The organism is Paenibacillus taichungensis (genome assembly GCF_050994985.1).
Classification (GTDB): Bacteria; Bacillota; Bacilli; order Paenibacillales; family Paenibacillaceae; genus Paenibacillus; species Paenibacillus taichungensis.
On sequence record NZ_CP194720.1, the window covers coordinates 367,207 to 387,224 of the forward strand.

The window sequence follows — 20,018 nt, forward strand, 5'->3', positions numbered from 1 at the left end:
TCAACGAGTTCTCCTAGCAGCTCCTTTGCATCATATGGATTTATGCAAATGGCTTACAGGATATCGTATGACATCTCGGGAGCAGGGGCGTGGACAGCCGCCTTACATAAGTGAACGGGTACAGCCTATTTCAGTAGGGACAGCTCAATCATTCATGCCTTGAAGCTTGTGCGGCGATGAAATGTAACCCACTAAAGTCAGGAATTACAGTGGCAGATGCCCATACTGACGCATATGATGCCGGAGACGAACGTTAGAGGAAGGAGCTAGCTGCATGAGTAAAAAGGGCAATAAGAAGGTTCCTACGCCAAAACTGCGGCATGTGAGTCCTAAATTTAAGGAACTGGATCTGACCAATCGACGGTCAGACACAATGGACTCGGGTTTCACTTCGAATAGGGAAGAACGCTTGAATACAAATAAACGAAATTCGAAGGCCATTCAGGCATCAGAAGAATTCCTATCCGAATCAATGGAGCTACCTGCTTCAACGAACGAGCTGGAAGACCTGGAGATCGTAACCAAATCGATCAAGCCGGAACCCGTAGAGTCTGATAGCGAGAAAGTCGTCGAGACGCAAGATATCCTGGAAAAGCAGATTCAGGTTAGCAGCGTAGCTCCGCCTGCTCTGGAAGAAGAGCAGGACATCAACAAACAGGAGATAATAAGCAAGGACCGGCTGCAGATCCTGAACCAGAACCAGATGCCGGGTCATACCGGACACTACATCTACACGGACGACTTGAGTGAATTTGCTGTTACAGAGAGCAAACTGGCTCCTTTCTCTGTGGATGCCTCCAAGCTGAAACCGGATGCGGTTGGCAGTGAAGCATTGCAGGATTATGCGGTGACCAGCATTCACATTGCAGACGGGGCCATTGTTTCAGCAAAACTTGCAGAAGCGTCTGTATCTGAGGAGCACCTGATTGACGGCTCTGTATCTGGTCACAAAATACGTAATGCTTCTATTGCAGGTGAGAAAATCAGAGATGGCAGTATTACTTCTCAGAAGCTTGGCAACCAGGTCATCGATTCGGCCAAAATTGCCGACGGTTCCATCAGCACAAGACATCTCAGCCGCATGCTGGTAACGGAAGAATTAATCAAGAATCATGCCGTAACTGGAGACAAGATCGCGATTAGCGGCGTGGACACAAGGCATCTCACGGGAGGAGCTGTGAATACTTCCAAACTGGCTGATGATGCAGTGACTACATCCAAAATTCGAGAAGCTGCTGTCACAGGCAGTAAAATCGAAGAACACTCCATTGAGTCTCACCATATTCAGGCAGGTGCTGTTAAACAGACACATCTTGCAGAAGGGTCTGTCGGTCGTTCACAACTATTAAATGGCAGTATTGGAAGTGACCAGATAGAGGATGGATCCATACAAACAAGACATTTAGCTGAGGGTTCATTAAGTGGAAGACATCTACTGGACGGTTCAATCGGTTCAAGCCAGATTCGAGCTCATTCCGTTGGCAAGGAGCAGATTGGCAATGGAGAAGTGGGCAGTGAGCATTTGACAGAAGGTGCAGTAACCAGCAGCAAACTGGCAGACCAGTCTGTTGGAACAGCAAAGTTGCTGGAGCAGTCCATTACGGCATCCAAGATCTCTGATCAGAGCGTCATTTCTTCCAAAATTGCGGATGAAGCCGTACATGGTAAACATCTTGCCAAAGGGTCCATTCGTGCGGAACACATTGCGAATCGGGGAATTACGCCGGTACATGTGGACAATTCCGCAATTCACTCCATTCACATTGCAAGTGGAAGCATCGAGGCAACTCATCTATCTACCGGAAGTGTGTCCGGAGATGCTCTTGCAGACGACGTGGTGTCTGAGCGGCATCTTGCAGAGTCGGCCGTGGGTACGTATGAATTGCAGGATGCTGCCGTTACAGACGTTAAACTCGCGGATGGAAGTGTGACAACAGAAAAGCTTGGAACGGCATCGGTGAGTAGCAGAGCGCTTGCCCCGGGAAGTGTTATATCCTCGCATCTTGCGAGTGGTGGAGTCACAGGGACACATCTGGCTCCAGGCAGCGTGGGTTCCGAGGCCCTGAGACCTTATGCAGTGAAATCGGAACACCTGACAGAACATGCCGTAGGTGTACCTCATCTTCAGCCGGGCAGTGTTGAAACGGATGCGATTGCACGGGCCGCGGTCACAACAGATAAATTGGCTATTGATAGTGTAACTTCAGCCCAGCTGGCTGGCGGGTCCATTTTTCCGCCTCATCTAACAGATCATGCGGTTACCTCCCCCAAGCTTTCACCAGAGAGTGTTGCCACAGATAAACTGGCGGATTTTGCTGTCACGTCAGCTAAACTGGCAGACGGCAGCGTGACTTCTTCCAAGATTATGGCAGAGAGTATTAACGCCAAACATATTCCATCAGGAACCATTCGCGGATATCACCTGAAGCAGCATGCCATTTCCCTGGAACATTTGTCGGAAGAAATACGCTCGCCGGAATTATTCGCTGATGGCAGTATTACTGGCAAGAAACTTCGGCATGGCTCCATAAGTGCGGACCATTTGACAGCAGACTCGGTATCCGGAACAGAACTACAACAGGCCGCTGTAGGTAGCGAGCACTTGCAGCCATCCGTTGTACAATCCGTCCATCTGGCTGAAGGTAGCGTGAAATCTGACCATTTGGGAACTCAAGTAGTGAGCTCACAGCATCTGAAGGCAGACATCATTCATGAGGAGCATATTGCTGAACAGGTGGTCACATCGCATCACTTGGCACCTGGATCTGTTGAAACAGACCATCTGGCACCTTTATCCATTACAGCGGCTCATCTTCAGCCAGGTTTGATTAGTGGTTTGCATCTTCAGGCAGAGTCGACAAGTGCTGTTCACCTGCAGCAAGGAGCGGTGCATTCCCGTCATATTCAAGATGGTGAGATTCTTCCTCATCATATCCATGAACGCAGCATCGGAACGTCTCATCTGGAAGAAGAAGCGGTAAGTACGATTATTTTGCAGGATGAATCTGTAACACGCTCCAAACTAGCAACGGGTAGTGTGGATGGCAGCAAATTAGCCGCTGGAACCGTATCGGCTACTCACATTGCCAATGAAAGTGTGCAAACCCGTCATATCCAAGAAGGAGCAATCCTTGCTGATCATATTCAAGAGGGCAGTATTGGCTCAGTTCATCTGGATGAGGAGTCTGTAAGTGCGGTTCATTTGCAAAATGGATCTGTAACCAGTGCTAAACTGGCGGATGGCAGTATAAACGGCAGCAAATTGCTTGAAGGGACCGTATCGGGAATTCATATTGCGTCCGAAAGCGTGCAATCCGAGCATATTCAGGCAGACGCCATTCATGCTGACCATATTCAGGAGCGGAGCATCGGCACAACCCATCTGGAGGAGGAAGCAGTAAGTGCGATTCACCTGCAAAATGGGTCTGTCATCAGTGCCAAACTGGCCGACGGCAGTGTAACCGGCAGCAAGTTGCTCGAAGATGCGGTGTCGGGAATCCATATCGCCTCTGAAAGTGTGCAATCCCGCCATATTCAGGCAGGAGTAATCCTTGCTGACCATATTCAGGAGCACAGCATTGGCATGCTTCACTTGGAACAGGAAGCAGTAAGTGCCATTCATCTGCAAAATGGATCTGTAACAAGTACGAAGTTGGCCGACGGCAGTGTAACCGGCAGCAAGTTGCTTGAAGGAGCAGTATCGGATATCCACATTGCAGACGATAGTGTGCAATCCCGTCATATTCAAGAGGGAACAATTCTTGCTAATCATATTCAAGAGCGGAGCATCGGCACAGCACATTTGGAAGAGGAATCGGTAAGTGCCATTCATTTGCAAAATGGATCTGTAACGAGTGCCAAACTGGCGGATGGCAGTATAACTGGCAGCAAGTTACTCGAAGGTACGGTATCCGGGATTCATATCGCATCGGAAAGTGTGCAATCCGGGCATATTCAGGCAGGAGCTATTCATGCTGGTCATATTCAGGAGCGAAGCATAGGCACAGCCCATCTGGAGGAGGAATCGGTAAGTGCGGTTCATCTGCAAAATGGGTCCGTAACAAGTGCCAAATTGGCTGACGGTAGCATTAGCGGCAGCAAATTGCTCGAAGATGCTGTATTGGGGAGCCATATCGCATCGGAAAGTGTGCAAACTCGCCATATCCAGGCAGGAGCGATTCTTGCTGATCATATTCAGGAGCATAGCATTGGTACGTCCCATCTGGAGGAGGAAGCAATAAGTGCGGTTCATCTGCAAAATGGGTCCGTAACGAGTGCCAAACTGGCCGATGGCAGTGTGAGCAGCAGCAAACTGCTTGAAGATGCGGTGTCGGATGTCCATATTGCCAATGGAAGTGTGCAATCCCGTCATATCCAAGAGAGAGCCATCCATGCTGACCATATTCAAGAGCGTAGCATTGGAATCTCCCACCTCAAAGCGGAATCAGTCAGTTCGATTCATCTGCACAATGGTTCCATTACAAGTGCCAAATTGGCCGACGGCAGTGTAAACGGTAATAAATTGCTTGAAGGTGCGATATCGGCAATCCACATAGCAGACAAAAGTGTGCAATCTCGGCATATTCAGGATGGAACGATTCTTGCTGATCATATTCAGGAACGCAGTATTCGCACAACCCATCTGGAAGAGGAAGCAGTAAGCGGGGTTCATCTGCAAAATGGGTCTGTCACCAGTGCCAAATTGGCCGACGGCAGTGTAACCGGCAGCAAACTGAGTGAACAAAGCATTACCTCCAATCACTTGAATGCGGGAATTGTAGGTCCGGCCCATTTGAGCGAAGAGATATGGAATGCGATTCGTCAGTTCAGTGGAGAAACGCTCGAACAGCTGGCAGCGATCAAAAAACAAGAGGTATTGCTTCAAACAGGAAGTGAGGCTGTACCGCCATCACAGCCGGCAATTGTCGTGGAACACTCAAGTGTCGATCTGAAGGAAACGCAGTTTATCCAGACGTCGGGTCAGGAGCTGGGGCAACAACAAGAGCATCCATCGCAAGCTAACCAGCTTGGAGATTCATTGACGACAGCTGGCACGGTCCAGCCACAGCTACCGCTACCACAGCCTGAATTTTCACATGAGATCGATGGAAATAAGGAGTTCAAGCTGAGGGAGCAAGCAGTTAAGCAGGAGCATTTGAGTGATGGAGCTGTTGGAAGCAGCCAGTTACAGCATGGAGCTGTGGGTCCTGAACACCTGTCATTCCAGCCTGTACGAAGTGTCAGCCGTCAGCCTGTGGTGCAGCAGTTCGGTATGGAAGCCTTTATATTGCCTGAGAATGAACAGTGCGTGGAAGTAACGGTAGCTTTTGAGGAGTCTTTTATTTCCGAGCATTATGTGATTGTAGCAATGTGTAATGATCGGGGATTCCAGGTGTCACTCCTCTCCCAGAGTGAGGATGAAGCCGTGCTGGAAGTGTCACGTACTGCGGGCTCCACACACACCTACGGATTGTTGTCATGGATTGCCGCTGGGCCTTCGAAGTAAAAATGGGAGATCATGTGTCTTCATTCAAGATAACTGTAGAGGAATGGATTTCACATGTTTAAATAGACAAAAGCGGTTCCCGGATATGTCCGGGACACCGCTTTTTTTCATATATAAGCTTGATCCGTTCGGACGATGAGGGGTGCCTGAACGATTGAATATGAGTTCAACAACGAATGATTCTTACAATCCTACAGCTTGATAAGCTTTGGTAATTGCAGTAGCTTCAGCAGAAGTTGCTCCGTACAGATCTTTAGCGGCTTGGATTGTCGCTGTTTTGGCAGCGGCGAATTTGGATGTAGGTGTCAGATAGTTCACAAGTGTGCTGTAGAAAATCTGAATGGCTTTATCACGCCCGATTCCAGTTACAGTCACACCATTATGTGTGCCGCCTTGGGCTGCAAGATAGTAGGCTTTGTTGATGATACCGCTGTTGATATGAACACCACCGTTGTCGGATGTTCCGGTATAACGATCACTGTATTTGTCAGGTTGTCCATAGAGTGTAGGATTGGACAGGGAGCGCAGTGCATCACCTGCAATGTTAGGAGTGTATACATCGTCGCCAAGCAACCAGTTTTTGCTTTGAATGGTATTTCCGAAAATATCAGCGAAGGCTTCATTTAATGCGCCTGGCTCATTGCGGTACTCCAGATTGGCTGTGTACTCAATGACACCGTGTGTCAATTCGTGGCCTACTACATCTAAATCACCAGATAGGGAGCGGAAAGTCGTTCCATCACCGTCACCAAATACAATCTGTACTCCGTTCCAGAAGGCATTATTGTAGTTGGAGCCGTAATGCACCGTAGATTTAATTAGCAAACCGTTGCCATTGATACCGTTGCGGTTGAATTTGCTTTTGTAGAAATCATACGTGGCAGCAGCATGGGCGTGAGCATCTACGCCAGCACGATCAGTCCATACGTTATCTGAATCTGTCAGAAGCGTACCTGGAATGGAAGAGCCATTGTTTGCAGTGTAAGTTTCAATGCCATTACCTCGAGTGGTATCTTTCAGTTGGAAGCTACTGCCGGATTGGGTGGTTGTAAGGGTTTTGGTATCACCAAGTACACCTGTACCTGTTCCTGTTGCGAAATTGATGAGGTCATATTGAGATACGATACTGCCGTCAACGGCATTCACGAAATATTTGGTACGTAACGGGGCGGGGTCCAGCACATTGACTTCGGTAATGTAAACAAGGTAGGTTTGGTCATCTTCCTCATTGTGGTAAATGTTTAGTTCCGCTTCAGGGGTTTTCTGTGGTTCGCCAAGTTCTCCAACGCGGGAAGTGGCTTCTTCGGATGCGATCTTGATCGCATCTTCTGCGCTGATTTCAGCGACACCGTCATTAGGGATAGCTTGTTCTTCAACCGGTGGAAGATCACCAAGTGCGGATGAAACCTGGCCAGTCTTGTCTAAGTGGATCGTTTGCTCGGCACCGTACACTGGAATTCCTTTAATGTACTGTTTCAGGCGGAAGTGTCGTACACCAGAGGTGTCTGTAGTTCTTTTAATAATTTTGAGTTGGGATTTCACATCGGAGTTCAGGAATTGTTCCTGTTGTCCAAGGAAATTGAAGATTGTTTCGTCAGAGCCGCTGTTCAACTGGATACCCTCCTCAGAGGCATAAGGGGCCTGCAATGGAATGGACTGATCAGACAATGGAGCTGCAGCAGCAGAAGATACGGAAGCGAGCAAAAGAGCTCCTCCAAGAATTGTTGGCATAACTTTAGCAAATTTCATAGTAAACTCTCCCATTCTCAATATGATTTTTTGAATAACAAATGATTATGCCAATCTCGGTTGGAGTTCCGTCTGCAACTTGGGCAGCGCGGAGTGTGGGGGCTGAATCTGAAACGTGGAATATGACAAGAAACGATAAAGAACAAAGTCGGCAGAGCCTGTATGTCTGTGGTGGGACTTGACAAAGGAGTACCGTTTATTCGGTTCAGCCATGAGGCTTAATCGTTTATTGTTGTTCCTCTCTCAGAAGCCAGGGGTCTTGTCCACTTGCGAAGCAGAAGATGTTCTTACGGAGCCGGGGTGTTCGTTCCGGGTTCACATAATAAAGCCTGAATTACGTATTGAACGGCATCACTCCTCTCAAAGTACATGTAACAGAGCAAAAACGGTCTCCTGTATCATCCTGTATGCATAAATTAACCTAAGGTCAATTAACAGGAATAAAAAAGTAATTAGAGGGAACGTTTGTTCCTTGTTAGGATTTTTTTGTCAATCTACTGCTTGCAACGTATATTATCACAATGTAAAAGTTTGGAAAAGATGCAATTTTAAAATTTTTTTAAAATTGTGTCTGAAGTAGGGGAGCCGTAGCATATTTCGCATTTTTTGGCGAATCATGTCTAAATAAATGGATTGACTGATCCTGGTAGCAGACAGAACCTGCTCAGTTCAAGGACATACGCCGTTTCCACTGCTCCATGAATACATAGAATAACGTGTACTCCCTTTGCATGGCATTGATGTACACCCGGGAGGTGACTGTGTTGCAAAAACGCGGCAATACAGCTTTTTATGCAGCCAAATCGAAGCTGGTACAAAGAAAAGCGCAATTAAAGAAGCGTCGTTTGAAATCTGCTTACAAAAAGGGTACAAAGGCCTACAAGTACGTGATTCCACCCGTGGAGCAAACGGAATTGCCAGCATTCGGAGCTGAGCATGCGATGAGAGAGACACTCGCACAAGGTTCGACGGACTCGCATAACCCACTGCTTTCGGTCATTATACCTGCCATGAATGAAGAGCGAACCATTGGTGCAGTCGTCCGTCAGGCGCTGCGGATATGCCGTGATGCTGAAGTGCTTGTTATTGTGAATGGTTCCACGGACGGGACGGCAGCAGCGGCAAAAAGGGCGGGGGCACAGGTGCTTCGTTATGCCGAGGCTTTGGGACATGATGGAGGCAGAAGAATCGGTGCAGCGGCAGCTCGTGGCAGGGTGCTGTTGTTCACGGATGCAGACATTCCAATTCCGGCAGAACATCTCGCGCCTTATGTGCGAGCGATTCTGGATGGGACGGATGTGGCGCTTAATGATTATAACGGACCGGTGGCGCGTATCCCTGTTCACCCTGTGGTAGAAGCCAAACATGTGCTGAACAGCATGCTTGCTAGACCTGATCTGCAAGGAGCTTCCATGACAGCCATTCCGCATGCATTAAGTCGCAGGGCACTTGAAGTGATTGGTACGGACACACTGGAGATTCCACCGTTGGCACATGCAAAGGCGGTTACCAGCGGGTTAAAGGTGCGTGCTGTTCATCATGTGCCTGTAGGTAAAATGAACGCAGTTCGAGTCAAGAAACGGAAAGGACCGGACCCGCTCAGTCAAGTGGTATGGAATGATCATCTGACAGCGATCAGGTGGATAACCGATACGCTTGGACCACGCGGAGGACATTCCGATCTGCAGCGTGTTCGTAGCCTGACGAGGTGAGCATGTTGCCTAAAACAAGCAAGAAACCTCGTCAAAAGATACAACATGCTGGAGGTGAGGAAATGAAGGAGCGTTCAGGGCGTATCCGTCGTCAACGGACAGCAGGCAGACAAACAACAAGGAACAGAATCAGAACAATGAGCAGGAAGAGCCTGATTAAATCGCCGCTAAAGAGTTCGACAGCGAGCAGGTCTGCTACGAACAGCTCCGTATTGCATGAAGCATTCCGCGCAGGGCAACGGGCAGGACGCAAGGCGTTTGAAAATGAGCAATCGATTGAACAACATGCACGTTCAACATGGCAGGAGCATGAGGCTGCGATCTCAGTGGAGCTAAGGGGATATTCTGCTGCAATGCACGCAGGGAAAGCATTCATGCAGGGTTATGCTCATGCTGCAGGGCGTTCATTAAATATCGTTCCACTTGCCCTGAGAAAACCTGCCGCTGCAGTTGTCTGTGCATGCAATGAGGAACTCACACTGGGCCAAGTGCTTGTACAACTGAAACGGTTACCTCTGACGGATATCGTTGTGGTATTGAATGGAACAACGGACAACAGTCTGACACAGGTGCTTGAACAGCCTGGTATCACGCTGGTCTATGAACCTGACCGGGCGGGACATGATGTGGGCCGCGCCTTGGGGGCCAAGATGACGGAGGCAGAGACCCTTCTCTTTGTGGATGGGGATATGGTCGTCCCGGCAGAGCAGCTCGCCCCATTTCTGTATGCGGTTGACCGGGGAGATGATGTGGCGCTGAACAATCTTTCATCCCTTTTGCCTCCATTTGCTCGCCAGGATGAAGTGAGCCGCATCAAGGCATATCTCAACCATGTGCTTAATCGTTCGGATCTGGGTTCTAATTCGTTGACGGCTGTACCTCATGCCCTTTCGCGTAATATGATCCAGATCGTAAAACCGGAGGCGCTGGCCGTTCCTCCCAAGGCGCAAAGTCTAGCCATCCAGCACGGATTAAGAGTGACTGCACCCAGTCAGGTGGATGTCATTCGTTCCAATCGCCTGCGTTCCACCAATACGGGCAGTGGCAACGAAGTCGCCCGATTGATCATTGGCGATCATCTGGAGGCGATTGCAACCTGGCTGGATATGGGCGGAAATAAGTCACAAGCCCGATCCATATCCCGTGCTGAAGTGGCCTACAGGAGGAACGCCAGATGACACTGACGAGTATTATTATTCCGACGTACAATGGGTTGGATTTGCTGAAGCCATGTATCGATGCCATTCGAAAATATACCGATCATCATACAGCTTATGAAATCATCGTAGTGGATAATGGCTCGGTTGATGGAACGGCAGCGTATTGTGCCCAGGAACGAATTCGCTTTGTCCGGTTACCGGACAATCGGGGTTTCCCGGCGGCTTGCAATGCCGGGCTTCGCGCAGCCTGTGGTGATGAGCTGTTGCTGCTGAATAATGATGTTACAGTTACCACCCGCTGGCTCGATAATCTGCGGGCAGCACTCTACAGTGATGTAAACATTGGTATTACAGGTCCGGTGACCAACTACGCAAGTGGTATCCAGCAGGTGGAGCTTGAGTTCCGGGACATGGAACATTTTCAGGAACTGGCTGCTGTCAACAATATAGTCGATTCTTCCAGATGGAAGGAAGTCAGACGGATCGTCGGTTTATGTATGCTCATACGGCGAAGCGTGATGGAGGACATTGGTGTGCTTGACGAAGTCTATTCGCCGGGACACTATGAAGATGACGATTATTGCTACCGGGCCTGCCAGAAAGGGTATCGTTTGCTGGTATGCGGGGATGTCTTGGTACATCATCGCGGCAGCGCGAGTTTCCTGAAGACCGATTCTGTAGCATGGAAACAGTTGCTTGAGCGCAATCGATCCATTTTTATCAACAAATGGCATGTCGATCCCCTTAAATATATTGAGACATCTGATGAAGGAGGGATAGTGGAATGAAAGGTGTAATTCTTGCTGGCGGAACAGGAACACGACTGTATCCTCTCACCCGGCTGATTAACAAGCATCTGATTCCAGTCGGCAAGCATCCGATGATTATGTATGGCATCGACAGACTCCGCCAGGCAGGCATTGAAGAGATATTGATCGTGATCAACAAACATTCCGCTGGGTTATACACGGAGTATTTGGGTGGTGGAGCAGATCATGGCGTCAAGCTGACGTATCGGATTCAGGAAAAGGCAGGCGGAATTGCTGAAGCATTGGATCTGGCGACGTCGTTTATCCTTCCTGGAGAGAAATTCGTTGTGCTTCTGGGAGACAATCTGTTTAGCGACGATTTGAAGCCTTACGTGGATCGGTATATGCAGCAGTCTGCGGGTACAGCTCGTGTCTTGCTCAAAGAAGTGGACGATGCACGGCGGTATGGGGTACCGGTGTTTGATCCGCAGCATCCGGAACGAATCTCATACATTGAGGAAAAACCGAGTGATCCGAAGACCTCTTATTGTGTTACTGGCATATATATGTATGATGACCATGTATTCAACCTCATTCAAAACATTACACCTTCTGCACGCGGCGAACTCGAAATTACGGACGTGAACAATCATTATGCAGCAGCTGGAGGACTGGAATACGATATTTTGCAAAAATATTGGAGTGATGCCGGGACGTTCCAATCGCTTCAGGAAGCAGCCATCCGCATGAAGGGTCAATTGCCCTAAAATATATGCGCCTGATGCTGCCGCTGTGAGAGGTCCCATGAGAGCAGAACAACTTGCGCCGGAGCCGGAAGAATGCTCCGGCGCTTTGTGCAGCGGCGGCACTCCTCGTGCATGCCAAGGGAGGGAATGCCGTGAGAGTAGCAAAGCGCAGCGACTTGGGCAGAAAGAAGACACTGGGCGGTCATGCCGGCTCCTTGTACGTATCTGTGGGAGTGCAGCCCAAAGCAAGTTCGAATCACGAATGGGGAAACCAAGGCGCGAAGCAGGGGAATGTGGAACTCGCAGGAATAGAGCGCAAGCTTCTTGCAGAACCGAAAGGCAAAGCCAGCGGGCGCACCGGCGCAAGACGTGGTGCGAGCGCTGGAGCACGAACCAGAACGGGAGCGAAAACAAGCGAAGGGCGTGGCACTGCAGGCACCCGCGTGAAAGCAGGCGAGCGTACAGGCGTGAGCCGTGGCCGTAAAGGGGCGCGAGCCAAAACGGGCAAGCGCGCAGTTGCAGGCCGCGGGCATGCTGCGCCGCGGGGCGGGCGGGCCCCAGGTGCCCGCGCCAAACAGCGCACGGCTGCGCAGCGTGCGCCCGGGCCAGCACCGCAAGCCAGCACGCCACAGGCGCTGCCTGCCAGCGGTGCTGGCCCCGCCCCGCCGCAAGCGACACACCGACGCGGTGGTGTCGCCCCCGCGGGGCGGGAAAGCGCTGCCGCGCATGCTGGCAGCGCAAGGGCACTTGCGCCTGCGCAGCCGGCGGCAGCGCCCGAGAGCGGCTACGCCGAGGGCTTCCGCGACGGCGTGTTCGCGGGCGGGGAGGCGCTGGTGGCGCAGCACATCCCGCCTGATCATATTCTGCCTGCCGTGGCGGCAGATCTGATCGAGGCGGGATTCCGCCAATATGCGCCCACCCTAACCCGGCTGGCCAGCCCTCATGAGATGGCTGGCCATATCCAGGGGGCGCTGGATGCGCAGCGCCCCCTGTCCGTCGTTCGCCTCGGAGATGGCGAACTGCTAACCTTGGCAGCCGATACGGTGCTGCCAGGCGAGCAAGTGCAGGAGCTGGCACCGTTTCTGCCTTATGCAGGGGTGCCACGCTCCACCCCGGACATCCGCGCTGAGCTCGCGGAAGCCATTCGCGGCGCTGATTGGATCGGCGTTCCCATCTCGCGTGCGCCTACTTTTCAGGGACTGTTATTTCCAGTGTTACGCCATTTCGGCATTGATTGGTCCCGTCTGAATCTGACCAGTTCCACGATTAACTACAGCCTGCATCATTCGGGTCTGTTGTTGCCTGTGGTACAGGGGCGTCGGGTGCTGCTGATTGGAAGCCAGGCTGTGGAGCTTGGGGCGTTATTGATCGGCCGCGGCGTTCATGTCACAGGCATCATAGGTACAGTGGAGGGAGTTGCGGATATCCCGAGAGTGATGCAGCAAACTGCGGAGCATTCGTTCGATATCGCTCTGGTAGCTGCGGGAATTCCGGCCGTCATTCTGTGTCGCCGAATCGCTGGTGAGCTGGGTCGGGTTGCCATAGATTTTGGACATTTGGCTGACAAATTGGTTACAGGAGAGCTTCATCTCTAATGGACGATCTGGTGCGACGTTCATCGTAACGCGCATTTGGATGAGGAGAAATGGAGGAAGCAACATGAGCACATCAGGCAAACGTTCAAAACAACGGAAAGCATCGTCATCCGAAACCGTTGTTTTGCATGCAGCTCGAAGCCGGAGTGGTGGGAAGATTAGACGCCAAGGTTCAGGTAAACGGGCAGCCAAGAACGCAAAACTGTATAAGCAGGGCTACCATAGAGGCTACGATGAGGGCGTGCGACAGGGGGAAAGCTCATTCGGGCTGGTATTTGAAGGCGTAAGCATTGTTATTCCGACGTATAACCAGCGCGAATATGTCTTGCAATGTGTGTCCAGTATTGAAAAGCATACCCCGGCCCCCTTTGAAATTATTGTTGTAGATAACGCGTCAAAGGATGGCACGGCGGAAGCCATGCTTCGCAAAGGTGGCATGGTAAGGGTCGCTGCGCTGGATAAGAATCGTGGTTTCGCTGGCGGTGTGAATCATGGACTGATGATGGCGAGAGGGCGACATATCGTCGTGCTGAACAACGATATACTGGTCACCCCGGGCTGGCTGGAAAACATGATGACCTGTCTGGACAGTCATCCCGAGATGGGAGTTGTGGGTCCGGTTACGAATTACATTGGTGGAGATCAGCAGATTGAAGTCCCGTACAGGGAAGTGGAGGATATGTGGTCGTTTGCTGCTCGACATAATCGCCCGGATGCCACGAAACATCGAGAGACCGAAAGGCTGGTCGGATTTTGCTGGCTGTTCTCACGGGAATTGCTGGAGCGGGTAGGTTATCTTGATGAAGGTTACGCCGTGGGCAATTTTGAAGATGACGACTGGATCATCCGAGCGAAGCTAGCGGGATACAGGCTGGGGGTGGCCGGGGATGCCTTCATACATCACTACGGAAGTGTAAGCATGAAGGCGCTGGGAGAGCAGGATTATGAAGTCGTGAATAAGGATAACGAACAGTTTTATACACAAAAATGGGGAGATCCTCATGCGCTGGTTGCCGATACTTCCCGGCTCTCGCTGTATGCCGAGGTGTCGACCAGTCAGCAGGAAAACAAAAACAAGACGACCCAGGGCAAGTCAGATTCCCCCGATCTGCGACAGCGCATTTCCACCAAGGGCAGCAGCGATGTAACACATAAGCTGAGACGCAGCACGGACTTTTACCCGGAGGGATGTTACATCTCTGATATCAAGGGCGATGTCTATCGACTGATGCGTGGACAGCGACGCAAGCTGAACATCCCCGTTCCACGCGGCATTTCTCCCGTTCTGGTTGCGAAACCGGATCTGCTCGGGGCATCTGAAGGTGAGCCACTGATATCTGCGGGTGAGGTACAAGGCTGGCCCCTGGAAAGAAGTCATGTTCACGCTCAACCCGTTCAGAGCAACCGCGATGCACTGGAGGAAGGTATGATTGTTGCCGCGACGAATGAGCGGGATATATGGTACCAGATTAGTGGCAGTAAACGCAGGAGGTTTGCAACCCCTTATGCTGCGGAACGGTGGGGAGTGCAGTCTGGGCATATCGTTCATGTATCTGCGAACCAATTGCGTACGATCGAAGAAGGCTGGCCCATTATTGCTCCTCCCCAGCTCTTGAACGAAGATTTGTAATGACCGGGTTCGGCTGCCATGTATATCGGCACGACAGCATGATGCGGAATATGATGTACGGCGTATCATACGCTACACATCTTTCCGCATCCGAACTTTACATATATCACGAATCATGAGATGTAACGATTGAAAGATTAGCGATTTACTTCTACACTATGACCAATTCAATTTTCTAAAGCATATTTAAGTATACCGAGATAGGGGGAATACACGATGAAAGACACCATGGTAGTACAAGCCCAAACTATTGCTGGTGAGTTTCTTCAGGAACAAGTGAGATCCTCATACCCGATTATCGGAAAAGGTTTTGTGAATCAGGTGTGCTTGGTTGAGACGGAACGTCATAAAGTCGTGGTCCGCATGAACAACAAGGTTAATTATCCTACCTTTATCAAAGAGAAATGGTGTATTGAGCAGGCAGCCGCAACGGGTATTCCAGGGCCATCTACATTGTCCGTTGGGGTTAAGGATGAGGTGGCATATATGATTCAAACGTTTGTCGAGGGGGATAACGGATTGGATAGTAAAATAGCCCCGACTGACATCTGGAGGAAGCTCGGTGAATATGCGAGACGTATACATTCCATTCAAGTGGCCGGTTTTGGCGAGGAGCTGATTGATCCCATTCAGGGTACATTCCATTCTCCGCCTCATCCAGGATCAGATGGCAGCTGGAAAGGATATGTGCAGTATAACATCGATAGTTTGACAGAGCGTGATCCGTTGCTTGAGTTGGGCGTAATTAAGAAGAGTGAATTGGGGATTGTACGACAATGGTTCGAGCAATTGCAAGATGAAAAGTTCCGATTCGGTTTATGTCATGGTGATATTTCATTAAAAAATACGATGGTTCATCCGACAGGTCAGTTGATACTGCTCGATTGGGGGAGTGCCGAAGTTACGGTTGTGCCCTATGGAGATGTCATCCATCTGATGCGGTGTCAGCTCCGTGATGAAGGCCCTAATACGGAACAATTGAAAGCGTTCTCGGAAGGATACGGAATGAGTGTGGATGAACTAGATCTGGCGAAGCATCTATTGCTGTTAAAAGCTTTTGATACCCTCCGATGGGCTATAGATAAACGGCCGGACCAGGTTAACGATTATGCCAGTTCTGCCAAACAGGTCTTTAATATGGTTAGTGATAGGTTCAGGAATTAGAGAGCTCTTGAAGAGCTCTTTTCAAATTTTAAATTTAATCTTTCTATGTTCTTATAGGTTTATTCTATTGGAAGATCCATTGACGCTTGAAGAGGTGAGGAGTACATTTATAGCCATAATTCTTATTTAACAGATAGGAATTAATGGTCTGGGTGGTGATCCATCCCTGATCTGACAATGAAACAATCAGGAGGTATGCCGATGTCTTCTACATCGAAAAAAGTAGTGCTCTGGAGCAAAACAGGCTGTCATTTCTGCGGGGAGGTTAAGGCATTCCTAACGGCCCGCAACCAGCCTTTTGAGAACATCGAAGTGCAAGGCAACGATGTGCTGAGGGACGTGCTTGAAGCCAAATATGGCATTCGACATGTACCAGTCATTGAGGTGGGTGGAGACGGCAAGTATGAAGCATTGCTGGAGCCTGATTTGGAGAAACTGGCGGAACTTCTCGCCCAGCCCGATGAAGCAGCAGTCTGACCGGACGTGGCGGATCTCTTGATAAAGCAGTTTCCGGCTGCTAAAGGCTGTCATATCAGTGTGCAGCAGTCGGAGACTTTTATAAGCTCTAATCCATCCTCTTATTTAGATATCCAATCCTTATATAGAAAAGTTCTATAAGCAACGCTGTTGACCGATGTGCGGGGCAGTGATAAGATTTGTGAAATTAAAGCTGACCAAACTCATAGGAATAGTTAACTTTTGAATTTTCTTCTTTCGTTATCCGTATCAGATCGGACTTTAGAAATTTCTTGATATATCCTAATCCAAGGAAGGCGGAATGTAATATGACGGCTCAGCGCAGTTTGAAATTTGGAGCGATTGTCCACGGTGTCGGAGGCAGCATGACGACTTGGAGACATCCGGAGATTCAATCGGATGCCAGTGTGAATTTTGAATTTTACAAACGCCAGACGTTGAAGGCAGAAGAAGGCAAATTCGATCTCGTTTTTATCGCTGACGGTCTTTATATTACCGAGAAATCCATACCTCACTTCTTGAATCGATTTGAGCCAATCAGCTTGTTGTCCGCCCTGGCCGCCATTACGTCACGGATTGGTCTGGTTGGAACACTTTCCACCTCCTATAGTGATCCATTCACAGTTGCCAGACAGTTCGGTTCCCTTGATCTGATTAGTAACGGCCGCGCTGGCTGGAATGTGGTTACATCCCCGCTTGAAGGTTCAGCCAAAAACTACAGTAAAAGCAACCATCCTACCCACCCGGAACGTTACCGGATTGCAACCGAATATTTGCAGGTGACCAAGGGCTTGTGGGATTCGTGGGAAGATGATGCCTTTGTAAGAGACAAAGAAAGCGGCGTTTTCTTCGATCCATCCAAGCTGCACACACTCAATCATGAAGGAGAGTTCTTCTCCGTACAGGGCCCACTTAACATTGCACGTTCAAAGCAGGGGCAGCCGGTTATTTTCCAGGCAGGTTCTTCAGAAGATGGCAAGACCCTTGCTGCCAAAGAAGCGGATGCTGTTTTTACAGGACATGATTCAATTGAGGATGCACAGACCTTCTACAAAGATGTCAAAACCCGCGCAACAACCTACGGACGTTCCACACAGGATATCGTCATTTTGCCAGGGATCAATCCAATCATTGGACGGACAGAAGAAGAAGCAGAACAGAAATATCAGGAGATTGCCAGCCTGGTCACTATCGATAAAGCGCTGGACTACCTGGGACGTTTCTTCGAGCATCATGACTTCTCCCAATATCCGCTGGATGAACCATTCCCTGAATTGAATGGCATTGGCAGCAACAGCTTCCGCAGTGGTACGGACAAAATCAAGCGGGATGCCAAAGAGCAAGGATTGACGCTGCGTGAAGTAGCCCTGCGGGCAGCTACACCGAAGAGCAAATTCCTTGGCACACCGGAGCAGGTGGCTGACAAGATCCAGGAATGGTTCGAAGCCGAAGCGGCGGATGGATTCATTATTCATTCCGAACTGCCAAGTGGATTGGCCGATTTCGTGGAACTGGTTGTTCCGATTCTGCAAGAGCGTGGCATCTATCGCACCGAATACGAGCATGACACATTGCGTGGCAATCTCGGTGTGCAAATTCCCGTGAATCGTTACACGGCTGCCCGGGAGCAAGTGGGAACCGAGGCTTAAGAAACTGGGAAGCTGAAATTCGGCACAGTCAAGGAATGAGGCGTCTGGATAAACTATTCGGATTGCATATGCGGAAAGTGCCGAATGATGCTGCAAAACCAAGTTAACGGATAGGTTATGTAGATAAAAATCTATAATTCATTACATCATTAATTCAATGAATCAATGACACCTGTATACACAGAGGGGGAAGCTATATGAACAGGTCTATCTCATGGATGAAATATATGGCATTGGCGGCAGTATTGGTACTGGTATTATCCGGTTGCGGAGCGACAGGTAACTCGAACAGTGCAGTTCAGGCTTCCGGTGGGGAGCAGGCGGCTGGGCAAGCAGAAGGTGGGAACCTGACCTACGCACTCGCCACATCGCCGGATACGCTGGACCCGCATCGAAGTGGCCTTGCCGTAACCGTACGTGCGATTCGAACGATCTATGACAATCTGGTGGTACAGCTGCCGGATGGCTCCATCAAACCTTGGCTCGCCAAGGAGTGGAGTGTATCGGAGGATGGCAAAAGTTATACGTTCAAACTGCGTGAAGATGTGAAGTTCCATGATGGCACACCATTTAACGCGGAAGCTGTGAAGTTCAATCTGGATCGGGTAATCGATCCGGCAACCAAAGCCGCCAATTCCCTTGCTCTGATTAGACCTTATAGCTCCTCGGAGGTTATTGATGAATACACCATCAAGGTGAATCTGGAACAGCCTTCGCAAGCTTTTCTCGGTAACTTGAGTCAGGCCCTGCTGGGGATTGTATCTCCTACGGCCGCCAAAAAGTATGGCGATCAACTGGGTAAAAATCCAGTGGGGACTGGTCCGTATACTTTCGTGAAATGGGATGAAAATGCGGATATCGTTGTCGCCAAAAACAAGGATTACAACTGGGCTCCTGCAACCGTTGAAAATGAAGGTGCTCCTCATATTGATACGATTACGTTCAAAATTGTACCGGAAGAAGCAACGCGCATCGGCAGTGTACAGAGTAAGCAGGTGCTTGCCGCCGAGACCGTTCCGCCGCAAAATATTGCAGCCCTGAAGAACGATCCGAACCAGCAATTGTTGCAGGCCAATACCGTTGGTTTGCCATATACCCTCTTCTTCAATCTGCGCAAAGCGCCTTGGGATGATGTGAAAGTCAGACAGGCGGTGCAATCTGCAGTTGATGTGGAATCCATCGTGAAGACACTGTATCTGGGCAACTACGAACGAGCGTGGTCTGCGCTGTCTCCGGGAATCCTCGGTTATAATGCTTCTCTGGAAGGAAGTATCAATCCGGATATCAACAAGGCCAATCAGCTGCTTGATGAGCAAGGTTGGATCAAGGGAGCAGATGGCATTCGTGAAATAGATGGTAAGAAGCTGACTCTGCATTATGTGGACGGTTCGCCGAACCGGGAGAAACGTAACGACATTGCAGCGATTATTCAGCAGCAGCTCAAGCAGGTGGGTATAGCTGTTGAGGTTGAAATTACGAAGGACGTTGCTACGGTCATCTATCAGAACTGGGATTATGATCTCTATGGCAACAGCCAGGTCAATTCTGATCCGAATGCGCTCTATGCCTTCTATCATACGAGTGCAGAAGGTGAACGTCCGACATTATCCGGTTTATCTGATCCGAAGATCGATAAACTGCTCGAACAGGGAGCGGTGGAGACTGATCAGGATAAACGCGTGGATATCTATAATCAGATTCAACAATATCTGATCGAGCAGGCTGTAATTCTACCGATCTATGTGTTCCCTTATACGGTGGCTGCATCCAAGTCGGTGCAGGGTATCAAGTTTGATTCACTTGGGTATCCGTTGTTCAACGATGTTCGGATTCAGCCATAACACGATACGTCAATTATGCAGACAGGAAGGAGACGACCCG

At 49.8% G+C, this 20,018-nt stretch carries 12 protein-coding genes; 11 read left to right on the top strand and 1 reads right to left on the bottom strand.

Annotated features, from left to right (window positions below; translation table 11 throughout):
- Positions 1 to 274 precede the first annotated feature (274 nt).
- The gene (locus ACR1R9_RS01770) at positions 275 to 5,506 is read left to right on the top strand and encodes a WIAG-tail domain (protein ID WP_433921873.1); all 5,232 of its coding nucleotides are present in this window, start codon (positions 275 to 277) and stop codon (positions 5,504 to 5,506) included.
- Positions 5,507 to 5,689: 183 nt separating this feature from the next.
- Here ACR1R9_RS01770 and ACR1R9_RS01775 read toward each other — a convergent pair whose 3' ends face one another.
- Complete coding sequence (locus ACR1R9_RS01775; protein ID WP_076290872.1) at positions 5,690 to 7,255, bottom strand: M4 family metallopeptidase; 1,566 nt, start codon at positions 7,253 to 7,255, stop codon at positions 5,690 to 5,692.
- 761 nt (positions 7,256 to 8,016) lie between these two features.
- Between ACR1R9_RS01775 and ACR1R9_RS01780 the strand changes: the two genes are divergently transcribed.
- The 10 genes from ACR1R9_RS01780 to ACR1R9_RS01825 all read left to right on the top strand — a co-directional run bounded on the left by ACR1R9_RS01780 (position 8,017) and on the right by ACR1R9_RS01825 (position 19,978).
- Positions 8,017 to 8,967 (top strand): glycosyltransferase family 2 protein, encoded by a 951-nt coding sequence (locus tag ACR1R9_RS01780; protein WP_343054773.1) that lies wholly within the window; start codon positions 8,017 to 8,019, stop codon positions 8,965 to 8,967.
- 62 nt (positions 8,968 to 9,029) lie between these two features.
- Entirely contained in the window at positions 9,030 to 10,145 is a 1,116-nt protein-coding gene (locus ACR1R9_RS01785; RefSeq protein ID WP_433948834.1) for a glycosyltransferase family A protein, read from the top strand.
- Complete coding sequence (locus ACR1R9_RS01790) at positions 10,142 to 10,915, top strand: glycosyltransferase family 2 protein (protein WP_326064093.1); 774 nt, start codon at positions 10,142 to 10,144, stop codon at positions 10,913 to 10,915. Before ACR1R9_RS01785 ends, ACR1R9_RS01790 begins: the two co-directional genes overlap by 4 nt.
- The gene (locus tag ACR1R9_RS01795) at positions 10,912 to 11,643 is read left to right on the top strand and encodes a sugar phosphate nucleotidyltransferase (protein WP_076290869.1); all 732 of its coding nucleotides are present in this window, start codon (positions 10,912 to 10,914) and stop codon (positions 11,641 to 11,643) included. Before ACR1R9_RS01790 ends, ACR1R9_RS01795 begins: the two co-directional genes overlap by 4 nt.
- Positions 11,644 to 12,455: 812 nt before the next feature.
- Positions 12,456 to 13,217, top strand: coding sequence for a GT-D fold domain-containing protein (locus tag ACR1R9_RS01800; protein WP_256716886.1), 762 nt, complete (start codon positions 12,456 to 12,458; stop codon positions 13,215 to 13,217).
- A 64-nt stretch (positions 13,218 to 13,281) separates the two neighbouring features.
- Positions 13,282 to 14,847 carry a glycosyltransferase family 2 protein gene (locus tag ACR1R9_RS01805; protein WP_433921871.1) on the top strand — a complete coding sequence of 522 codons (1,566 nt, stop codon included), beginning with the start codon at positions 13,282 to 13,284 and terminating at the stop codon, positions 14,845 to 14,847.
- A 216-nt stretch (positions 14,848 to 15,063) separates the two neighbouring features.
- Complete coding sequence (locus tag ACR1R9_RS01810; protein ID WP_326066434.1) at positions 15,064 to 16,011, top strand: phosphotransferase family protein; 948 nt, start codon at positions 15,064 to 15,066, stop codon at positions 16,009 to 16,011.
- A gap of 201 nt (positions 16,012 to 16,212) precedes the next feature.
- A complete protein-coding gene (locus tag ACR1R9_RS01815) occupies positions 16,213 to 16,488 on the top strand; it encodes a glutaredoxin family protein (RefSeq protein ID WP_063566643.1) in 276 nt (91 codons plus the stop codon).
- Positions 16,489 to 16,796: 308 nt separating this feature from the next.
- Positions 16,797 to 18,137, top strand: a complete 1,341-nt coding sequence (locus ACR1R9_RS01820; RefSeq protein WP_433921870.1) for an LLM class flavin-dependent oxidoreductase — start codon at positions 16,797 to 16,799, stop codon at positions 18,135 to 18,137.
- A gap of 197 nt (positions 18,138 to 18,334) precedes the next feature.
- Positions 18,335 to 19,978: an ABC transporter substrate-binding protein gene (locus ACR1R9_RS01825; protein ID WP_433921869.1), complete on the top strand. Its 1,644-nt coding sequence runs from the start codon at positions 18,335 to 18,337 to the stop codon at positions 19,976 to 19,978.
- The last annotated feature ends 40 nt before the right edge of the window (positions 19,979 to 20,018 follow it).